This window comes from Geobacillus zalihae (genome assembly GCF_030414215.1).
In the GTDB taxonomy this organism is placed as follows: Bacteria; Bacillota; Bacilli; order Bacillales; family Anoxybacillaceae; genus Geobacillus; species Geobacillus zalihae.
The window spans coordinates 1,581,620-1,601,696 of sequence record NZ_CP129217.1; the positions used below are offsets into that span (position 1 = coordinate 1,581,620).

Below are 20,077 nucleotides of genomic sequence, written 5' to 3' on the forward strand. Positions count from 1 at the left end.
GATAAAAAGGAAGCGGAGTGAGGAGGAAAAACATGCTGTTTCAATGGGGAATGGGCCGACAAAAAAAGCAGATCAATGACGGGGTGAAACAAGAAGGACCGGACCATAGCGGCGAGGCGGCGGACGTCCCGCAAGAGCCGATGTCAGCTGAATTAGCCGTCAACCTTGACATCATCCGCCAAACGACTGGACAAAGCAGCGATGTCGTCATCCGTCGGTTTTCGCTGGGTCAAGAGAGGCAAATCAAAGCAGCCATCGTCTTTGTGGATGGTCTTGTTGACGACAAACATGTGTACGAATTTTTGCTGACGCCGCTGCTGGAGGCGTCATTTCCACTGTCATTAACAGAAAAAGAATGGTTTCAGTGGATCGAACAAAAGTTGGCCGCGGTGGGCGGTGTGAAGCATGTCGTCGATTGGGAACACCTGTTTTTGGAGCTGTTTTCCGGAGAGACCATCATCTTGTTGGACGGGGTGCCGTCCGCTGTCAGCGCCAGCACCAAAGGCGGCCAATATCGCGCGATCGAGGAACCGCAAACGCAAATCGCCGTCCGCGGGCCGCGCGAGGGATTTACGGAGTCGTTGCGCGCGAACACCGCGATGATCCGCCGCCGCATTAAAAATCCCAATCTTTGGCTGGAAACGATGCAAATCGGCACCGTGACGCAAACGGATGTCGCGATCATGTACATCAAAGGCATTGCCAATGACGAGGTTATCGAGGAAGTGAGAGCGCGCCTGCGCCGCATTGATACGGACAGCGTGCTTGAGTCCGGTTATATTGAACAATTAATCGAAGATCAAACGTTTACGACGTTTCCGACAATCTATCATACCGAGCGTCCCGATGTGGTAGCCGCCAACCTGTTGGAAGGACGGATAGCGATTTTTATTGATGGGACGCCGTTTATCTTGATCGTGCCGGCTTTGTTTATCCAATTTTTTCAAGCGATAGAGGATTATTATGCCCGTTTTGATATCGCCACTGCTCTTCGCTTTTTGCGCGTATTGATTTTTTTTCTCTCGCTCGTTGCGCCGGCCATTTATATAGCGGCGACGACGTTTCACCAAGAAATGATCCCAACTCAGCTTGTCATCGCCATTGCCGCCCAGCGTGAGGCCGTACCGTTTCCTGGTTTTGTCGAGGCGTTGATGATGGAAGTGACATTTGAGATTTTGCGTGAAGCGGGGATTCGGCTGCCGCGTGCAGTCGGACAGGCGGTGTCGATTGTTGGCGCCTTGGTCATCGGGCAGGCGGCAGTGGAAGCTGGGTTCGTTTCCTCGGCGATGGTGATCGTCGTTTCGATCACGGCGATCGCCAGCTTTGCGACGCCGTCGTTTGCCATCGCCATTTCAGCCCGCCTCATCCGCTTTGGGTTGATGTTTTTAGCAGCGATGTTCGGGTTTTACGGCATCATGATGGGGTTGTTGGTCATGATTCTCCATTTATGCAGCCTGCGTTCGTTTGGGGTGCCATACATGTCGCCGCTCGCTCCGTTCACCCCATCTAATATGGGCGATACCCTGTTTCGAATCCCGACATGGATGTACCGCGAGCGGCCGCGCCTGATTAACCAGAAAAATATCATTCGCCAATCAGGGGATCAGAAACCGCAGCCTCCGGCACCAACACGCCAGGAAAAGGAGGATGGATCATGAAACGATCTATCGCCATGTTTGTGTCCTTTTTTGTTTGTGCGGTGTTGCTGGCTGGTTGTTGGAGTAAAAAGGAGCTTCCTGACTTAGCGTTTGTCATTGCCGTTGGCCTTGATAAAACAGAAGACGGCAGATATTTGGCCTCGTTTCAAGTCGTCAACCCGGGCAACGTCGCCGGCGCGACCCAGCGTGGCGGCGGGGCGGCCGGCGTGCCCGTTTCCATGTATACGTCGACCGGAGACACGTTGGTCGAGGCAAGCCGAAAAGCCTCGAAGAAGTTGTCACGCATTCTGTATTATGGCCATACGAACTTGGTGGTCATCGGCGAAGAGGTGGCGCGTGAGGGGTTGAATGGGGTATTCGATGCGATGGAACGGAACAACCAGTTTCGCACGACCTCACGGCTGGTTGTTGCCCGTGGCCATTCGGCGAAAGATGTGCTAGCTGTGTTGACACCGATTGATAAAATTTCCGCCAACCAAATTATTAAGACGTTGGAGTTTTCCGAGATGGCCTGGGGGCAGACAATCAACACCGATGTCTGGTGGGCGATTCGTAGCTTGTCTGGAGCCGGAAGAAATCCGGTGATGACCGGTATTACCATTGAAGGGGATCCCCAGCGCGGCAAACGGCAAACCAACGTCCAGACATCGGTCCCGAACGTCCGAATCAGTTTGGACGGATTGGCATTATTTAAAAAAGATCACCTTGTTCGCTGGGTGAGCGGGTCGACATCAAGGGGCGTGCTTTGGGTGCTGGATCGAATTAAACAAACGAATATCACGATCCCCTGGAATGGAAAAAAAGAAGCGATTGGCTATCGAACCGTGCGGGTGAAAACAGAGGTCAAGCCCCAATGGAAAAAGGGAAGGCCATCGATTTTGGTTCACATTCAAACGGAAGGGGATATCAGTGAAGCATACGTTCCGATTCGTTTGGATGACTACCGGCAATTGTTCCAATTGGAAAAGGCCATTGGCCGGGATATTGAACGGGAAGTGAAACAGGCGATTGAAACGGCCCAGTATGAAAAAACTGATGTTTTTGGTTTTGGCGAGGCGGTGCATCGCGCCCACCCCCGCCTGTGGAAAAGAATCAAAAAAGAGTGGGATGACCGCTATTTCCCTCATCTTCGGGTGACAGTGAAAGTGGATGCTTACATTCGGCGCACGGGATTGCGGAATACGCCATATATCAAATAAGCGTTTTCGGCTCAAAAAACTTGGATACGGTGGAGTGAGGAGCGATGGAGCGAGATGGAACATAGTAAAATCAATATGCGCCAGCTGTTTGTCCTGATCGTATTGTTTGAGCATGGCAGTGCGATCGTCATTCCGCTCGGCGTCAGCGCCAAGCAAGATGTATGGATCGCCACTTTGCTCGGTCTGGCTCTAGGGCTGTTGCTGATTTTGATTTACGAGCGTTTGTTTCACTATTACCCTGATCAGCCGCTGACTTCCTATGTGACACATATCGTCGGCAAGCCGCTCGGCAAGTTGTTGGCGGTTCTCTATATTACCTATTTTTTCTATATCGCCGCCCGTGTGTTGCGTGATTTTGGCGAACTGTTGCTCACGTTTGCCTATCCGGAAACACCGCTGTTTGTTTTGAATGCCCTTATGGCTATGACGGTCATGTACAGCGCCTATAAAGGCATCGAAGTATTGGCGCGCACCGGCGAACTGCTTTATACGTTGTTGCAAATACTGGCGGTTGTCGGATTCATCTTGGTTATCGCTTCCGGACTTGTTGATCTCACCCAGCTCCAGCCAGTGTTAGAGGAAGGGTGGAAACGGGTGTGGAAAACGGTGTTCACGGAAACGTTGTACGTGCCGTTTGGTGAAATGATCGTGTTTACCATGCTGTTTCCATACTTGAATCGTCCGGAAAAAGCGCGGCGGGCCGCCGTTGCCGGGATGGTGTTGACCGGGATCAACCTGGCGATCATTATGGTCGTTAATACGGCCGTCTTGGGAGCTGATGCGGTGTCACGTTCATCGTTTCCGTTGCTCGATACGATCCGCCGCATTCAAGTCGCTCACTTTTTAGAGCGGCTTGATGTCTTTTTTATGGTCGCTCTAGTGATCGGGGGGTTTTTCAAAGTCTCCATCTTTTTTTATGCCGGCGTCGTGGGGGTGGCTCATGTATTCGGGTTTTCGAACCACCAGCGGCTTGTTTATCCGTTTGGGGCGCTTGTCTTATTGTGGTCCGTGGCGATGGCAAGCAACTATGTGGAGCATATTCATGAAGGATTAAAGATTGTCATGTTCTATCTGCACATCCCGCTGCAAATCATCATTCCGGTGCTCTTGCTTGTGATTGCGGCGATTCGCCGGCGGTTTGGATCATCGGCAAAATAAGAAAAACGGACTAGAAGATTTATGCGGCAGCAAGCAGGAAAAACCGCAAAAAAACACGAATACAACAATAACCTGTTCCTGTGAGGAACAATGGGGCGAAAAGTGGTGCTGAACATGCAACCCGAAGGCGGGGTGGAAACAACCCGGCGCCGACGTGCGTTTTTGTTTCGGGAAGCCGGTGTCAGCTGAAAGCGATGGATTTTGATTATAACGAAAAAGGGTTGAACGATGGTGAAGGCGAATGTACAGGCGATCGATCAGCTAGACGCGGAACAGTTGGGCAGCGGCATGGTGATGACCGACCATCAACTTTTGATTGTTGCGGTCAGCGAGCCGACGCCAAGATGGCTCGGATTTGCCAAACATGAATTAGTCGGGCGGCCGGTCGGCGTTCTGTTTTCAGCCGAATGGTCGGCCGCGTTGTTGGACGGCATCGCCGAGGCGGTAAAAAAGGACGGATGTTGGCAAGGAGAAGCGCGCCATGTGGCGAAAAGCGGGAAAATCTATACGAGCTGGATGAACGTCTATAGGTTATCAGGCAGCGAGGGAGAATGGCTCGTTTGGCATTTTGTTGAACAAACCGCTATGCCTCCAGCTGATCGACCGACGCCGTCTGAGTTGCTCGGGGTCATTTACGATTCCGCCCCGTTTGCGGTTGTTCCGGTGGCGGCAGACGGAACCGTGCAAGATTGGGGGCTTAGTGCCGAGCGGCTGTTTGGGCGCCGAAAAGAAGAGGCGGTCGGCCGCCCGATATGGTCGCTCTTTCGTTGCGGCAGCCAAACATGGCTTCCGTTTCCTCCCAAAGAGCAGCGATGCGGCGAAGGGATGGTGCAGCGCCGGGACGGCACGTCCGCCAATGTCGCCTATACGGTCATTCCCGTGCTTCAGGCGGACGGATATATCGTCCTTGTCGAAGACGAGACGAAGCAAAAGCAAAAAGAGGCGGAGCGGCGGCGCCAAGTCGAGCTGGCGAAAAAAATTCAGCACAACTTGTTGACGCCGCTCATTCAAAACGAGGCGGTGACGATGGATGCCGTCTATATTCCATCGGATGATTTGTCAGGCGATATTTACGCTTGCTATCAAATCGACCTGTACCGCTACGGGGTGATCGTCATCGACGTGATGGGCCACGGCATTTCGTCGGCCTTGGTGAGCATGTTGCTCCGCTCGCTTTTGCGCGGGTTGATCGTGCGCGTCATTGACCCGGTCTCGGTGGCGAGCGAGCTGGAAAAGCATGTGCAAACGTTGTTTCCTGATGAGGCCAACGACATCCGCCACCTGTTTTCCATGATTTATTTAGTGATTGACACGAAAGAGCGAAAAATTGAATATACCAACGCCGGCCATCCGGCTGGGCTGCTCGTGTTTGACGATGGAAGCGTCCATGAGTTGGACAAAGGCGGTTTGGCGATCGGCAGCCCGTTTTCCTTGCCGTTTGAAAAAGGGGTGATTCATTACGACAAGCGGGCCCGCCTCCTTTTGTATACAGACGGCATTTTAGAGGAGATCGATCCGTCGATTTTGCAAAGCATTGAAAAAATTCGCTCATGCACGCAAATGTGCCGCCATTTGCCGGATAAACGCTTCCTCGAACGTTTAATCAGCCAAGGTCCGCCGCTCGTCAGCCCTTCCGACGACATTTGCTTATTGTCCATCACGGTTCATGGATAGGCGGGACGCTTTGTGGTGTGTGAATGGATCGTGCGCTGCCGGGCGGACGAGGAAGCGGTTTTGGTTTGCCATCTCCTTGCGGAGCAGGCTGCTTCGTTGTTTGCGGTCCGTGATGCGGAATTGTTTGTGTTGGCGGTGCATGAAGCGGTCGTCAATGCCGTTAAAGCTGTTCAACGGGCGGGGATGGAGGCGGGGACGATTTCGCTCTCCTTTTTTGTCACAAGCGCTGATGTGGCCGTGGCGGTTGAGGATGAGGGCGGCGGCGTTCCGGCGGACGTGATCGAGCAGCTCGATCACATGACGCTCTCTGATGTATTGCTCGCCGAATCGGGACGAGGGCTCTTGCTCATCCGTGAAATTATGGATGACGTCACGTGGGTTGAGCGGAAGGGCGGCCGTCGGATGCTTGTCATGAAAATGAGTCGGAATGCAACATAACGGGCTTTGGTGCCATGATGCACCCATGTGATCGGAACGAATGCGGGTGGTGGCCGAGGGCAGGACATGGCTGGTCAACGATAGGGGGATACAATGAAACAGCATCGGTTGTCGTTTGAATTGGAAATGGTTGTAGAACGCGCATACGAATGCATCAAGCTAACTGGACGGCTCGCCTATGATACGCAGCTCGCGGCGGAACAAAAGCTGGCGACGGCGGTGGCTGCTGTCAAGCGCTGCCTTGTCGTTGTCGACGTGAGCGGCCTTCGATTTTTGGACAGTACTGGATTAGCGCTCCTTGTCCGCTTTTTTAAGCAAATCGTCAGCGAAAGCCGCGCCATGGCCATCGTCGTCCGGGATAACGCCGCTATAGAAAAGATTTTGCGGATGGCCAAGCTCGACCGGCTGTTGCCGATCGTTGGCGATGAACAACAGCTGTTGTCCCTTGCACCGCCAAGCTCTTTCGACCATATTAGCCAGGAGGCGCTTTATTCGGCATGGCGTCAGCGTTCGTCATAGACATGGCTCTCATGCCGAATCAACTGGAAGGTTTCACATTTCGCTGGCCCAAAAGCGTGTCGTCTATTTTTCCGACTGCTGAAGGCAAGGTGTGATGGAAGACTGAATAACCCCCTGCTTCACAGACCCATGCATGGGTCTGGAAGCGGTGTTGTTCAGTCACCCGCCAGTCGGGCATCTCGATCGAAACGACTGAACAGACCAGTTGTTCCCCTATTGCCGCCGATGGCCCCCGAGCGATGAGACATTCGTTCGGGGGTTTTGTTCCTCTTGGCCGGGAGCATCCCTGCTTCTGCAAATGCATTCTCATTGTCAAATAAATATTTCGGGTTTAGAATAAAATTATACACAACGATGAACGGCGGCTGGGCCCCGCGATCGGAATGGAGAGGAGAGTGGCGCAGACATGGGGCGGGTGCTGATCTATTTGCGGCCATACTGGAAGTGGATGGCGTTGGCTTGGTTGTTTATGTTGACCGAGCTCATCATCGAGCTTTGGCAGCCGCTGTTGATGGGGAAAATCATCGACGATGGTGTCATGAAACAGGATGTTGCGGCCATTTTCACGTGGGGAGCCGTGATGCTCGGGGCGTCGCTGTTGGCGTTTGCCTCGGGCATCGCCAACTCATTTGCTGCTGCCTACGTCGGTCAGGAGTACGGATTTGCGCTGCGGACGGCGCTGTTTGCCAAAATCCAATCGTTTTCGCTTGCGCGCATCGAGCAGTTGGCGCCGGCCTCGCTCATCACCCGGATGACGAACGATGTGACCCAAGTGCAAAACATGTTGTTTATGAGTTTGCGCATCGCCTTGCGTGCACCGCTTCTGGTCGTCTTTGGCGTCGCGATGGCGTTTGTCGTCCATGCTCGTCTGGCGTTGGTTTTAGCGGTCGCGGTTCCGCTTTCCGCCGCTTTTTTATTGTGGGTTGTGCAAAGGACAGCGGCGTCCTTTTCCGCCGTCCAACGGGCGCTCGATCGAGTGAATGGCGTGATGCGTGAAAATTTGGCCGGCATGCGCCTCATCAAAGCATGGATGAGAAAAGAATATGAAGAGGAGCGATTTGCGGCGGCGAACAATGCGCTCATGGAGCGGACGATGGGCGTGCTGCGCCTCATCGAGACGATCAGCCCGGTGTTGTTGGTTTTGATGAACACGGCCATTCTCGCTCTGCTGTTTTTCGGCCGCCTGGATGTTGAGTCCGGGACGGCGAGCGCCGGGCAAGTCGTCGCCGTCGTCAACTACGCGACGCGGGCGACGGCGGCGTTGTCGATGTTTACGTTTATTACCATGGCGTTCTCGCGGGCGCGCGCCTCGGCCGCCCGCCTCGCTGAACTGCTTGAAGCCCCGGGCGAGCGACACGGGGCGGATGCGGGCGGTGGTCCGGTCGTTCAGCGCGGGGAAATCCGGTTTGAGCACGTTTCGTTCCGTTATCCGTCGAGTCCGCGCGAGGCGCTTTCGGACGTGTCGTTCGTCATCCGTCCGCATGAGACAGCCGCCATTTTAGGAGCGACAGGGGCCGGCAAATCGACGCTTCTTCAGCTCATCCCCCGGCTGTATGAACCAGGCGCCGGGCGAGTGTTGATCGACGGCATCGACGTGCGCGAGTTTTCTGTCGAACAATTGCGAATGTATGTTCGTTTTGTTCCGCAGGAAGTGCTGCTATTTTCCGGAACGGTCGCCGACAACCTTCGCTTCGGCAAGATGACAGCGACGATGGAAGAGATTGTGCAGGCGGCTCGTGATGCGCAAATTCATGAAACAATCACTCGGTTTCCGGATGGATACGACGCACTGATCGGTCAAAAGGGCGTCAATTTATCAGGCGGGCAAAAGCAGCGGCTGTCGATCGCCCGCGCCTTGGTTGGGCAACCGCGCATTTTGCTTTTGGATGACAGCACAAGCGCGCTCGATGCAGAGACGGAAGCAAAGCTGCTCGCAGCGTTGCGGCGGTATGCGTGCACGACGGTGATAGTGACGCAAAAGGTGAGCACAGCGATGGCGGCGGATACGATTTTGCTTTTGGAAGACGGCCGCCTGATCGCGCAAGGAAGCCATGAACAACTGCTGGCGGCAAGCGAACTGTATCGACGCATCGTCGCCACGCAGGAAGGAAAGAAGGGATCGATTGATGTCACTACGGCATAGTCCTCACGGAGCGCGTTTGGGAGCAAGTCCGCAGCGGGCAAAAAACAGCGTCGGCACCTTGCGGCGGCTCTGGGCATTTATCGCTCCGCAAAAGCGAAAGCTGTTTGCGGCTATGGCCATGGTTGTCGTCAGCTCAGCGCTGGCGCTCGCCGGTCCGTACGTCATCGGCTGGACGGTCGATGTGTACATCATCGAGCGGAGGACGGACGGTTTTTTAGCGACGCTCGTTTTGCTTCTTGCCATTTATATGGCCCTTGGCGCGGCGACGTTTTTGCAAAACTATTGGATGATCGATGTCGGCCAGCGGACGGTGCATGCGATCAGAGAGCGGTTGTTTCGCCATTTTCATGAGCTGCCGATTTCGTTTTTTGACCGCCGCCAGCAAGGGGAGCTGATGAGCCGGATTACAAACGACATCGACAATATGAGCCAGACATTTAACAGTACTGTTGTTCAGGTCGTCTCGAGCACGTTGACTTTGATGGGCGCTATCGTGGTCATGCTTTCACAGAGCGTTGTGTTGACGATCGTAACGCTTGTTGTCGTGCCGCTGATGTATGTGGGCATGCGCTGGATCACAAACCGGACGCGGGTGCGTTTCCGTGAGCAGCAACGGGCGCTCGGTGAGATGAACGGCTTTATCGAAGAGGTCATTTCCGGACAGAAAGTCGTGAAGCTGTTTTCCCAAGAAGAGCGGATGGAGTCTGAATTGGCGCGCAAAAACGCCGAGCTGAAACAAGCCGGGTTTTGGGCGCAAACGTATTCCGGCTTCATCCCGAAGCTGATGAACTTTTTAAACAACGTAAGCTTCGCCCTCATCGCTGGCGTCGGCGGATGGCTGGCGGCCAAAGGAGCGATATCGGTCGGGACGATCGTCGTGTTTGTCGAATACGCCCGCCAGTTTACCCGACCGCTCAACGATTTGGCCAACCAATGGAACACGTTGCTGTCGGCGTTGGCTGGCGCTGAACGGGTGTTGGAAATTTTGGATTTGCCGAAAGAAGAGGAAGACGAGCGGGAAGCGGCGGCCTTGGACCGGCTTGATGGACGCATTGAGTTTCGTCAAGTCGTCTTTTCTTACGACAAACAGCGCCCGGCGCTCGACGGCGTCACCTTTTCCATCGCCCCAGGAGAGACGGTCGCGCTTGTCGGCCCAACTGGAGCCGGCAAAACGACCGTATTGCAGCTGTTGACCCGCTTTTATGATCCAGATCGAGGAGTGATTTTGATCGACGGGCGCGACAGCCGGACGATCAAGCGGGCGAGTTTGCGCCGGCATATGGCGTTTGTGCTTCAAGATACGTTTTTGTTCGCCGGAACGATCCGCGACAACATCCGTTACGGCCGGCTTGAGGCGACCGATGAAGAAGTCGAGGAGGCGGCGCGCCAGGCGAACGCCCACTCCTTTATTATGAAGCTGCCGGACGGCTATGACACCGTTTTGGCCCCAGGAGGCGGCGGAATCAGCCAAGGGCAGCGGCAGCTGTTGGCCATCGCTCGGGCGATGATCGCCGACCCGGCCATTTTGATTTTGGACGAAGCGACGAGCAACATCGATACGGTGACCGAAGTGCGCATTCAAGAAGCGCTCGCGCGGCTCATGAACGGCCGGACGTGCTTGGTCATCGCCCATCGGTTGAACACGATTCAACATGCCGACCGCATCCTTGTGCTCAACGAAGGCAAAGTGATCGAGAAAGGGACGCATGAAGAGCTGTTGGCTGCAAAAGGATTTTACTTCCAATTGTATCAGCGCTATTGGTTGCGCAATGTGCAGCAGGCATAACTGTATGGTGTTCACGTTTGCAGAGGACTTCAGATGAATGCGTGTCTCCTCCATGCGAACTCGAGTGCTCAGGAAAGGAAGAGTGGGTCAACTACCCCCACTTCGCTAACGCTTGAAGTGGGGGCTTGCAACTCCCCAGAAGTGCGAGCGGACTTCGTCCTCCTTCCTTGACTTGGGGTTGCATCAGGGGCAGGTTGACAGCTGCCCAACGACGCAGGTCATGCCTGTGTCGTTCCTTCAACGATGTACTCTATTCCTTTTCGTTGAAGGTTCATAGCACCAATGCGGTCATCGTTTGAGGTATATCCGCATGTTCGACAACAAAAGGTGTGTGTACGCTTGTTTCGATTGGCTTTTTCCGTATGACCACACTTTGGACATGTCAAAGAGGTGTAATGCGGAGCAACCACCATCACTTTTGACCCATGCAAACGTGCCTTATACTCTAACATTTGACGGAACTGATAGAACGCCCACGATACGGTTTCATATCGGTCATGGATACGTACACGTTCTGTTTTTTCACGAATGCCTGTTAAATCTTCTAATACAAAAAGGGTACGTTCTCCATATTGACGAACGAGTGCCTTCGTGACAGCATGGTTCACATCCGTCATCCAACGGTTTTCTCGTTGTCCGATTGTTTTCAACTTCCGACGCGCAGAAGCCGTCCCTTTTTGCTGGAGGGTTTTTCGCATTCGTTTGTACTTCGCCCGCATATGCTTGATTTTTCGTCCGTTAAAAAAGGTAGTTTTCCCTTGCGAATCATAAGCTGTTGCAAGAAAGTTAACCCCTACATCGACACCGACCACTTGGCGAATGTTGTGTTCATCTACGGTTGGAATTGTTTTGGTCATGGGGATGTGCAAAAAGAATTGGTTATGCTTATAGACGAGTTTGGCTGTGCCAAACGTCCATGAGCCATCAAAATATTGTTCCATGCCTTTTGGTTCGAACGGTACTTTGATTCGTCCTTCTAGCGTATTGACAGAAAATACGCCTTGAACAAGCGAATAATCTCGATTCCAAACGAGATCATATTCAGGCTTTTTAAAGCGAACCAATGTCCATTCGTGACCATTGCTTTTTAGGGAACGGTATCTAGCGATCACCGTTTTAATCACAGATTGCGCCATTTGTGAACGCAAAGCGTAGTTTGATCGAAGTAGACGATAGGTCATGTCGTGTAACTTGGCTTGTGCAAGCACTTTTGTGTCAAAAATCACAACAGATACAGCGTTGCACGCTTGTCGATAAGCGGAAAGGGTGGCTTTCAATACTTCTGCTTGTTCCGCTGTTGGGTAAATTTTGATTTTGGCTGTTAACGTCATGTCCATTTGTCTCACCTCTCTTTCACTAAATATATTATATAATATATTATATCATATATTATATCATATTTTTTAGTAGTGATACAAAAACAAAAAAGCGATTCCTCCCCCACTTACTCCCTTTGGTCGTTGAAGTGGGGGTCTCCTCGCCAAAGACGATGAAAAAACAATTAAACAAAAATATAAAGATACCCGTGGTGCTAGTTGAGTGTCAGCGCTCAACCAGCCCTAGTGTGACCAAGGAATAAGCCAACAAGATGCCATCGAGTGCCACTTCAAACCCGGCCATGGAATTCGCTCGAATGTCGGTGATCCGGTATTGGTCTACGAGAATCGAAAACACCGTCTCGATGACTTTGCGTTTTTTCCTGATCCATTCTTCCCATGCCTTGGATGGGCCGTGCTTTTGATTGTGTCGAGACGGTGTCCAGAACGCGGCTTGGTGTTCTTCGTACAGCTTTTCTCGAAGAGCGTGGCTGATGTACCCTTTGTCCCCAAAGTTGTAGGGATGAGGGATTTGAGTCATCACCGTTTCAGCGGCTTTGACGTCGTGGCAGGACGCTTCCGTCACGACATAGCCCATGGCCAGCCCTTGGTTGGTCACTTGAAGATGCAGCTTGAAACCGTAGTACCATTGCTTTTTGGAAGCACAATACCCCATATCCGCGATCTCTCGAAACCGCTTGACGCGCTGCATTCTTGCGGGATGGCACAACGGAAGAGGCAAGCTGTCGACGACCGCATAAGCATGGTGTTGGCCACGTTTCGCCAGCTCATGACGGATCCATTTGATGGCGAAACCAAGCGCCCGGCAGCGGCGGTTGTATCGGGAGCGTTCAAGAAACGAGCCGTTTGTGAACAAATTTCCCGTGACAAAACGATGCCAGGCTCGTTCGGAAGAAAAGCCCAGCAGCTTCCCCAAAAGGTGAACCGCCATGACCACTTCGTCTTCTTGCTTGACCAAGTGACGGTTGCGGCGATGAAGATACATTTGAATCAACGACAGTTGGGCAGAAACAAAACAGAAAATAGCGGCATATTGTTTTTGAAGTTTGGCTGGATCTGTAGTAAAATGAAAGTGCTCTTGCATGGGGGATCTCTCCTTTCGAATGTTGGGTGACACTTTCATTCTACTGGAGATCCGCCAGCAAGGGCTATTTTTATGCTTGATCAAGTTTATCTAGCACCACGGGTATAAAGATATTTTGTTAGTCATTTCCGCCGCTTTGTGCTTTACGGCCGGGGCCGAGCGGCGAGACGCTTTTGAAACGTTTCGCGCCAGCTTGCGGATAAGGCCGGATGGCTGGCGATTTGCTTCATGGCAGCAGCATTGTCGCGCTCATGATAGTAAATGTGATTGATATACGCGATGGACAGCGCCCCCACGCCCCGTTCGACGAGAACGAGCGGCGCGCCCGGCTCTACGACGCCTTCTTGCAAGACGCGGAAATAAAACCCACTTTTTCCTGTCTGGCAGACGGCTTTCGGCAAATCGGGCAGCTGATGTTTGAACGCCAATTTGGAGCACGGCTGGCGCGGCTGTGACACTTGTACGAGCGCTGTGCCGGCGGCATAAATGTCGCCAAGACATACATCGTCTTCCGTCAACCCGAGAAGCGTCCAGTTTTCGCCAAACGCCCCCGCCGTAAATGGGCGGCCGTATCGCTCTTCCCAATAGACGAAATGCTCGGACGGATAGGCGCAAATCGCTTTATCTTCTCCTCCGTGATGGACGAGGTCGGCTTGTCCATCTCCAACCAAGTTGAGCTTGCCGACAGCGACCGGCCCGGCGACCGGCGTTTTGTCAATGCCGGTCACTAGCCGCTCGCCATTTACCTCTATTGTTTTCGGCTTTCCGACATTAATTGAAACAATTTGCATTGGTTCACCCCCATACCGCCTCGGCGATGAGCCGGAAACTCGCGAGTTTATCCTCGAAGTCGTATGTAATCGTCACGAGCATGATTTCCTCTGTTTCATACTTTTCGCTCAGCCGATACAGCTCGTCTTTGACGCGCGCCGGACTGCCGACGATCATCCGCCGCCGGTTGTCTTCCACCCGTTTGCGCTCATACGGGCTGTACGGATACGCAGCCGCTTTTTCCGGGCTTGGCGTGCCGTTCAGCGCCATCCCTTGCTCGATCATGAGCAGCGTCAAGTCAAGGCTTCCCGCGATCCATTCCGCTTTTTCATCCGTTTCGGCGCAAATTGCAAACACCGCGACCATTCCGCGCGGCTCGGCCAAATACGGCGATGGAACAAACCGGTCGCGGTACAGCCGCATATAATGTTCGCCGCCTTCCCCGTTGATAAACTGGGCGAACACGTACGGCAGCCCTTTATCGGCTGCCAGCTTCGCCGTTTCCGAACTGGAGCCGAGCAGCCATAGTTCCGGCGGGGACTGCACGATCGGCGTCGCCTTGACGCCATACAGCGGGTGAACCGGCGGCAAGGCGTCATACAAATAGCCGAGCAAGTCGTCAATTTGCTCCGGGTAGCGGTCGACGGACCGTCGTCTGTCGCCTTGCAGCGCGATCGTCGCTCGCGGCATCCCCCCGGGCGCCCGCCCGACGCCGAGGTCGACGCGGCCGGGGTGGAGTCCGGCAAGTACGTGGAAATTTTCCGCTACCTTGTACGGGCTGTAATGCGGCAGCATCACGCCGCCCGAGCCGATGCGGATGCGCGACGTTTTCGCTCCGATGTGTCCGAGCAGCACTTCCGGCGACGAACCGGCAAGGCTGTTCGTATCGTGGTGTTCTGACACCCAAAACCGCTTATAGCCGAGCTGCTCAACATGCCGGGCGAGCTTGACGGTGTTCTCGAGCGCTTCTTCCGCTGTCATGCCTTCCGCGATCGGCGACTGATCGAGGACGCTCAGTTGCAGCGCCATTGCGATTCCTCCTTCTTCCGCCGCAGCGGCGGGAAAAATGATTAGTTTCTATTATGCGCTGTTTTGTTTCGATTTGTCCATTCATTTGCCCGCCCGTCCGGCAAAAACCGATCCGCCGCCGGCGGATCGGTCAATCCCGTCAAGATGCACGGCAGTTCACAAGCTGACGGACTGCTTTTGTTCGGCCGCCTGGCGGTCGGGTTTGGGGCCGCGCTTAGGGAAGAAGGAATGAAACAGCTGTTTCATGCTGTCAATGATAAATGAACATCGCTCATACAGCGCTTCTTTTAAACTGTCAAGCTGGCGGGTGACTTTGTATTGCGCTGCCTCTTGCGCTTCAAGCCGTTCGATGACCGTCTCGTGGAACACGTGCTGCAGCTCGAGCTGTTCGATCAACTTTTGGTACAGTTTTTCTTGCCCTTCGAGGCGGGCGGCCATTCCTTCGGCGAGCTGCTCGCGTTCGGCCGTCCGCTGTTCGAGCCGGCGCATCGTGTCGCTTTGCACGGTGAGCGCTTCGATGACGGCCTGCTGCGCCGCTTCTTCTTTGGCCAGCTGCTCTTCCCACCGCGATTGCCGCCTTTCCTCCCGCTCCTGCTGGGCGATGACTGACTGCTCGAGGCGTTCGAGCGTTCCGGCCAAGGCGGCTTGCCCCGCCTGTGCTTCCATAAGCAGCCGCTCGATGCGGGCGAGCGCTTCCGCCCACTGCCCGCTTTGCGCTTCCTGTTGCTTTTGCCCGGTTTCGGCCGCTTGCTGAAGCGAGGCAACCATGGCGGCCATTTCTTCGTAATAGTTGGTTTGTGCTGCTTGACCAGCGGTCACTGTTTGTTCGAGCTCAGCCAGCGCCTCGGCAAGCTGCCTGCTTTGCCGCGCCCAGCCGGCAGCAAGCGACTGTTCGAGGCGGGCGAACACGTCGGCCATTTGTTCGCGCTGTTCCTCCTGTTTCTTTTGCCCTTCTTCGATGGCGGCCTCAAGCTGGGCGAGCCGTTCCGCCAGCTGATCGAACTGTTGTTTTTGCTGTTCGAGCATTTGTTGAGCGTCCGTGCGGCGGTAATAAAACACCGGGTGGGATGCGGGCGGCGCGGCAGCCGGCCCGTACACGCGCGGGGTCATGTGTTTATTCATATAAATCAACGCGCAAAAGCCTCCTTTCCGTTCGTCTATGTGGCATCATATGCCGAGCTGTGCGGTTCGGTTTGGGCGCCGCATTTGTGGCATCTGGCTGTCTTTTGCTATAATGAAAGAAAATAGCGGAGAAAGGGTGTTGTTGATGCCAGCTGTTGAATCGAACATGTTTCCGCTTGGCAAACAGGCGCCGCCGTTTGCTCTCCCGAACGCCGTCGATGGCCGGCTCGTTCGCCTTGACGATGTAAAATCGGACGTCGCGACGGTCGTGATGTTTATTTGCAACCATTGTCCGTTTGTGAAACATGTCCAGCACGAGCTCGTCCGCTTGGCGAACGATTACATGCCCAAAGGGGTGTCGTTTGTCGCCATCAATTCGAACGACGTTGAACAATATCCGGACGATTCGCCGGAAAACATGAAAAAGGTGGCGGAAGAGCTCGGCTATCCGTTTCCGTATTTGTACGATGAGACGCAAGAGGTGGCGAAAGCGTACGACGCCGCTTGCACCCCGGACTTTTACATTTTCGACCGGGATCTGAAATGCGTCTACCGCGGCCAGTTGGACGACTCGCGCCCGAATAACGGCATCCCGGTCACTGGGGAGTCGATCCGCGCCGCGCTTGACGCTTTGCTCGAGGGCCGGCCGGTCCCAGAAAAGCAAAAGCCGAGCATCGGCTGCAGCATTAAATGGAAACAAGCACTGTAACAATTTGCTTGACTTTTCATTGTGAAGCGGGTATGATGGAGAAAGCATCATTCGTTCGTTGCGGAATCGCCATCGCCGTGCCGTCGGCTTGCGAGTGCAGCCGGCACGGCGTTTTTGTGGCCGCGATCTACTGAACAAATTCACACTGGCGCCGCCTCGGAGCGGCAAGGATGGATGAGAGGAAGGGCTTCCATTGTTTTTGTTTCCTTTCCTTGAGTTTTCATAATCTATGTTATGTAAACAAAAGGAGAACGAGGAGATGGCGGAAGGGCGATATCGGGTGTTTGTGTATGGCACGCTGCTGACTGGCGAAGAAAACCATGAAGTGGTCGCTCCGTACGTTCGCGCTGTATGCTCAGGGAAAGTAAACGGCCGCTTATACAACGTTGGCCCATACCCTGCGCTTGTGCTTGGAGAAGAGGGGGAAGTGGAAGGGGAGTGGCTGACGGTGACGGAAGAAGGGCTCAAGGCAATGGATGAGCTCGAGGATTACGTTGAAGGGCGGCGCGATAACGAATACGAACGGGTGTGGGTTCGCGACGCGCGTAAACCGATCGAAGGATATGTGTACGTCTATCCGCCGGAAAAAGCGGCCGGCTTGCCGCTTATTCCGTCCGGATCATGGCGGCGGCGTGAGGAGAAAATGTAACATCTAGAAACAGCCTATGAGGAACGGTCATCCTCTGGGCTGTTTATTTTTTACATGAATATGAAAACGATTGCAAAAAATCGTTATAAAAATACAGAAAAATTGCTAAAAAAGTGTTGCCAAACGGCCACTCTTTTTCTATAATAAAAGCATGTTAGAAAAATAAACGTAAGAATGTGAGGTAATGTGACATGTCAAAAACGTTCGTTTCCTCCACCCAAACGGGATTGCTTGAACAAATTAAAGAAACGATCCAACAAAAGAACGTTGAACTTCTTCATTTGCAGTTTGTCGACATTGAAGGGATCTTAAAGCACGTGACCGTGACGGCTGAACAGCTTGATGATGTCGTCGAAGGGAAAATCATGTTTGATGGTTCGTCGATCAAAGGCTTCTCGCCGATCAACCGTTCCGACTTGTATCTTCTGCCGGATTTGAATACGTTTGCTGTTTTGCCGTGGACGGTCGAGGAAGGCTATGCGGAAGCGCGCTTTCTCTGCTCGGTGACCAATCCGGACGGCACGCTGTTTGAAGGCGACCCGCGCAACGTGCTGAAAAAAACGATCGAGCGGGCGGCGGAAAAAGGATATACGATCTCGGTCGGTCCGGAGCTGGAGTTTTTCCTGTTCAAAGCCGATGAAAACGGCAATCCGACGCTCGAGCTCCATGATGGCGGCGGTTATTTCGAACCGTCTCCGAAAGACTTGGGCGAACGCGTTCGCCTTGAAATTTACCGCGCCTTAAAAGCGATGGGCTTTACGATTGAAGCGTCGCACCATGAAGTGGCGGAAGGCCAGCATGAGATCAACTTCAAATATGCCGATGCGCTCGGTGCGGCTGACAATGCGACGACGTACAAATGGGTTGTCAAAACGATTGCCAGCAAGTTCGGCCTCCATGCGACGTTTATGCCAAAACCGGTGTTTGGCATCAACGGTTCAGGCATGCATGTCAACATTTCCCTCTTCAAAGATGGGGAAAATGCGTTCTTTGATCCGAACGATGCGAACCAGTTGTCAGAAACAGCGTACCAATTCATCGCGGGCTTGCTGAAAAACGTAAAACACTTCGCGGCGGTTACGAACCCGCTTGTCAACTCGTACAAACGGCTTGTGCCAGGGTATGAAGCGCCTTGCTACATCGCTTGGTCCGCTTCCAACCGTTCGGCGCTCATCCGCATTCCGGCCAAACGCGGCGTCGCGACGCGCGTTGAGCTCCGTTGCCCGGATCCGTCGGCCAATCCGTATTTGGCGTATGCCATCATCGCTGCCGCTGGCCTTGACGGTGTCGAAAAAGGTTTAACCGCTCCGGCGCCGATTGATGAAGACATCTTCCATATGTCGGAAGAACGACGTGCGGAGCTTGGCATTGACAACTTGCCGGAAAACTTGGGCGAGGCCATCGCTGCGTTCGAAAGCGGAGAAATCGGCCGCGCGACGCTTGGCGAGCACGTATTCAACGAATACGTCGCGATGAAAAAAGACGAATGGAACAGCTACCGCACGGCGGTCCACGCTTGGGAAGTCGAGCGGTATCAAGGGAAGTTCTGATCGAAAGCCAGCATCCAAAAGGTGTCCCGTCGCCATATTCGGGGCGCCTTTTTTCTGCAGGCGGCTGTTTGTCTTTATGGACGGCCGCGCGGCGCCTTCCGTCCGTCGGCCGCCAAGCCGTCGGTGTTCGCAACGTCATCTTGCGAGCGGGGACTAAAATAAATGATCGCATTTTTTATTTTTTTAAAATTCATAGTTGACATCTATGAATAATGAGATTTAAATTATAAGTAACGCGCTCAACCATTGCAAACGGAGGGAAACCAATGAAAAAACTGATCGTTTTTGTGTTTGTAGGATTTATCGCCCAGCTGATTGACGGCTCGCTTGGGATGGCGTATGGCGTCACGTCGTCGACGCTGCTGTTGACGTTCGGCATCGCTCCGGCCGTCGCCTCGGCGTCCGTTCATTTGGCGGAAGTGGTGACGACGGCGGCATCTGGCGCTTCCCATTGGAAGTTCGGCAACGTCGACCGCCGCATGGCCTTTAGGCTCATCATTCCCGGGTCGGTCGGCGCGTTTGTCGGAGCATGCTTTTTAAGCAACTTGCCGGGAGATTTGATTAAACCATATGTATCCTTGTTTTTGTTGGCGCTTGGCTTTTACATTATTTATCGATTTTTAGTGTTGAACGGCCGCGCGCCGTCGACGCCCGGAAAACAGTGGTCCAATAAGCAGCTCGTCCCTCTCGGATTGGTGGCTGGCTTCCTTGATGCGACCGGCGGTGGAGGATGGGGGCCGATTGCGACGCCGGTGTTGTTGGCCAATAAAAACATGGAGGCGCGCAAGGTGGTTGGCACGGTCGATACGTCCGAATTTGCCGTCGCGCTGTCGGCAACGCTCGGATTCGTCATTTCGCTTGGTTGGGAGCAAGTGAACTGGTACTGGGTGCTGACGCTCATGGCGGGCGGGGTCGTTGCTGCGCCGATCGCCGCTTGGCTTGTGCGCAAACTGCCGTCCCATTTGCTTGGAGTGTTGGTCGGCGGGTTGATTATTTTGACGAACGTCCGCACGCTCCTGCACGCTTGGGAGGCGCCTGCGCCGGTGTATCCGACCGTTTATGGCCTCATCGTCATCGGCTGGGCGGCGGCGGTATGGCTGGCGATCAGAAACGGACGGAAAGGAAAGGCGACTAGCAGGGAGTTGGCGTCGTAAGCATTGGGCGCGCTTGGCAAACGACAGTGTCTTTCTGTTGGCGGCAGCGTTGGATGCGGTCGGGTTGAGCATCAGGGAGCTTGTTCGTGCTGCGGAG

At 53.9% G+C, this 20,077-nt stretch carries 17 protein-coding genes; 12 read left to right on the forward strand and 5 right to left on the reverse strand.

The window, feature by feature from the left end; all coding sequences use genetic code 11:
* Positions 1–32 precede the first annotated feature (32 nt).
* From QWV57_RS08085 to QWV57_RS08120, 8 genes are all read left to right on the forward strand, one after another.
* Positions 33–1,658: a spore germination protein gene (locus tag QWV57_RS08085; RefSeq protein ID WP_301101776.1), complete on the forward strand. Its 1,626-nt coding sequence runs from the start codon at positions 33–35 to the stop codon at positions 1,656–1,658.
* Entirely contained in the window at positions 1,655–2,857 is a 1,203-nt protein-coding gene (locus QWV57_RS08090; protein ID WP_301101778.1) for a Ger(x)C family spore germination protein, read from the forward strand. The genes QWV57_RS08085 and QWV57_RS08090 overlap by 4 nt, the downstream gene beginning before the upstream one ends.
* 54 nt (positions 2,858–2,911) lie before the next feature.
* Positions 2,912–4,015, forward strand: a complete 1,104-nt coding sequence (locus QWV57_RS08095) for a GerAB/ArcD/ProY family transporter (protein ID WP_020754852.1) — start codon at positions 2,912–2,914, stop codon at positions 4,013–4,015.
* Positions 4,016–4,243: 228 nt separating this feature from the next.
* Entirely contained in the window at positions 4,244–5,689 is a 1,446-nt protein-coding gene (locus QWV57_RS08100; protein WP_020754854.1) for a SpoIIE family protein phosphatase, read from the forward strand.
* 12 nt (positions 5,690–5,701) lie between these two features.
* The gene (locus QWV57_RS08105) at positions 5,702–6,127 is read left to right on the forward strand and encodes an ATP-binding protein (RefSeq protein ID WP_020754855.1); all 426 of its coding nucleotides are present in this window, start codon (positions 5,702–5,704) and stop codon (positions 6,125–6,127) included.
* A 93-nt stretch (positions 6,128–6,220) separates the two neighbouring features.
* Complete coding sequence (locus QWV57_RS08110; RefSeq protein ID WP_020754856.1) at positions 6,221–6,646, forward strand: STAS domain-containing protein; 426 nt, start codon at positions 6,221–6,223, stop codon at positions 6,644–6,646.
* A 406-nt stretch (positions 6,647–7,052) separates the two neighbouring features.
* Positions 7,053–8,789 carry an ABC transporter ATP-binding protein gene (locus tag QWV57_RS08115; RefSeq protein WP_081133049.1) on the forward strand — a complete coding sequence of 579 codons (1,737 nt, stop codon included), beginning with the start codon at positions 7,053–7,055 and terminating at the stop codon, positions 8,787–8,789.
* Positions 8,773–10,575, forward strand: coding sequence for an ABC transporter ATP-binding protein (locus tag QWV57_RS08120; protein WP_301101784.1), 1,803 nt, complete (start codon positions 8,773–8,775; stop codon positions 10,573–10,575). The genes QWV57_RS08115 and QWV57_RS08120 overlap by 17 nt, the downstream gene beginning before the upstream one ends.
* Positions 10,576–10,793: 218 nt before the next feature.
* Here QWV57_RS08120 and QWV57_RS08125 read toward each other — a convergent pair whose 3' ends face one another.
* The 5 genes from QWV57_RS08125 to QWV57_RS08145 form a co-directional block, all read right to left on the reverse strand.
* A complete protein-coding gene (locus QWV57_RS08125; protein ID WP_190300102.1) occupies positions 10,794–11,912 on the reverse strand; it encodes an RNA-guided endonuclease InsQ/TnpB family protein in 1,119 nt (372 codons plus the stop codon).
* A 205-nt stretch (positions 11,913–12,117) separates the two neighbouring features.
* Positions 12,118–12,996 (reverse strand): IS982-like element ISGsp1 family transposase, encoded by an 879-nt coding sequence (locus QWV57_RS08130; RefSeq protein WP_060787781.1) that lies wholly within the window; start codon positions 12,994–12,996, stop codon positions 12,118–12,120.
* 143 nt (positions 12,997–13,139) lie between these two features.
* Complete coding sequence (locus QWV57_RS08135) at positions 13,140–13,787, reverse strand: MOSC domain-containing protein (RefSeq protein WP_301101789.1); 648 nt, start codon at positions 13,785–13,787, stop codon at positions 13,140–13,142.
* A 4-nt stretch (positions 13,788–13,791) separates the two neighbouring features.
* Positions 13,792–14,796, reverse strand: a complete 1,005-nt coding sequence (locus QWV57_RS08140; protein WP_301101791.1) for an LLM class flavin-dependent oxidoreductase — start codon at positions 14,794–14,796, stop codon at positions 13,792–13,794.
* Positions 14,797–14,952: 156 nt separating this feature from the next.
* Entirely contained in the window at positions 14,953–15,927 is a 975-nt protein-coding gene (locus QWV57_RS08145) for a coiled-coil domain-containing protein (protein ID WP_356948121.1), read from the reverse strand.
* A 136-nt stretch (positions 15,928–16,063) separates the two neighbouring features.
* On the opposite strand from QWV57_RS08145, the gene QWV57_RS08150 reads away from it, so the two are divergent.
* The 4 genes from QWV57_RS08150 to QWV57_RS08165 all read left to right on the forward strand — a co-directional run bounded on the left by QWV57_RS08150 (position 16,064) and on the right by QWV57_RS08165 (position 19,980).
* On the forward strand, positions 16,064–16,627 hold the full coding sequence (locus QWV57_RS08150; RefSeq protein ID WP_033004757.1) for a thioredoxin family protein: 564 nt from the start codon (positions 16,064–16,066) through the stop codon (positions 16,625–16,627).
* Positions 16,628–16,886: 259 nt separating this feature from the next.
* The gene (locus QWV57_RS08155; RefSeq protein WP_015374770.1) at positions 16,887–17,276 is read left to right on the forward strand and encodes a gamma-glutamylcyclotransferase family protein; all 390 of its coding nucleotides are present in this window, start codon (positions 16,887–16,889) and stop codon (positions 17,274–17,276) included.
* A 191-nt stretch (positions 17,277–17,467) separates the two neighbouring features.
* Entirely contained in the window at positions 17,468–18,826 is a 1,359-nt protein-coding gene (gene glnA, locus QWV57_RS08160; protein ID WP_015374771.1) for a type I glutamate--ammonia ligase, read from the forward strand.
* Positions 18,827–19,092: 266 nt separating this feature from the next.
* Positions 19,093–19,980, forward strand: a complete 888-nt coding sequence (locus QWV57_RS08165) for a sulfite exporter TauE/SafE family protein (protein WP_060787779.1) — start codon at positions 19,093–19,095, stop codon at positions 19,978–19,980.
* Positions 19,981–20,077: the final 97 nt, after the last annotated feature.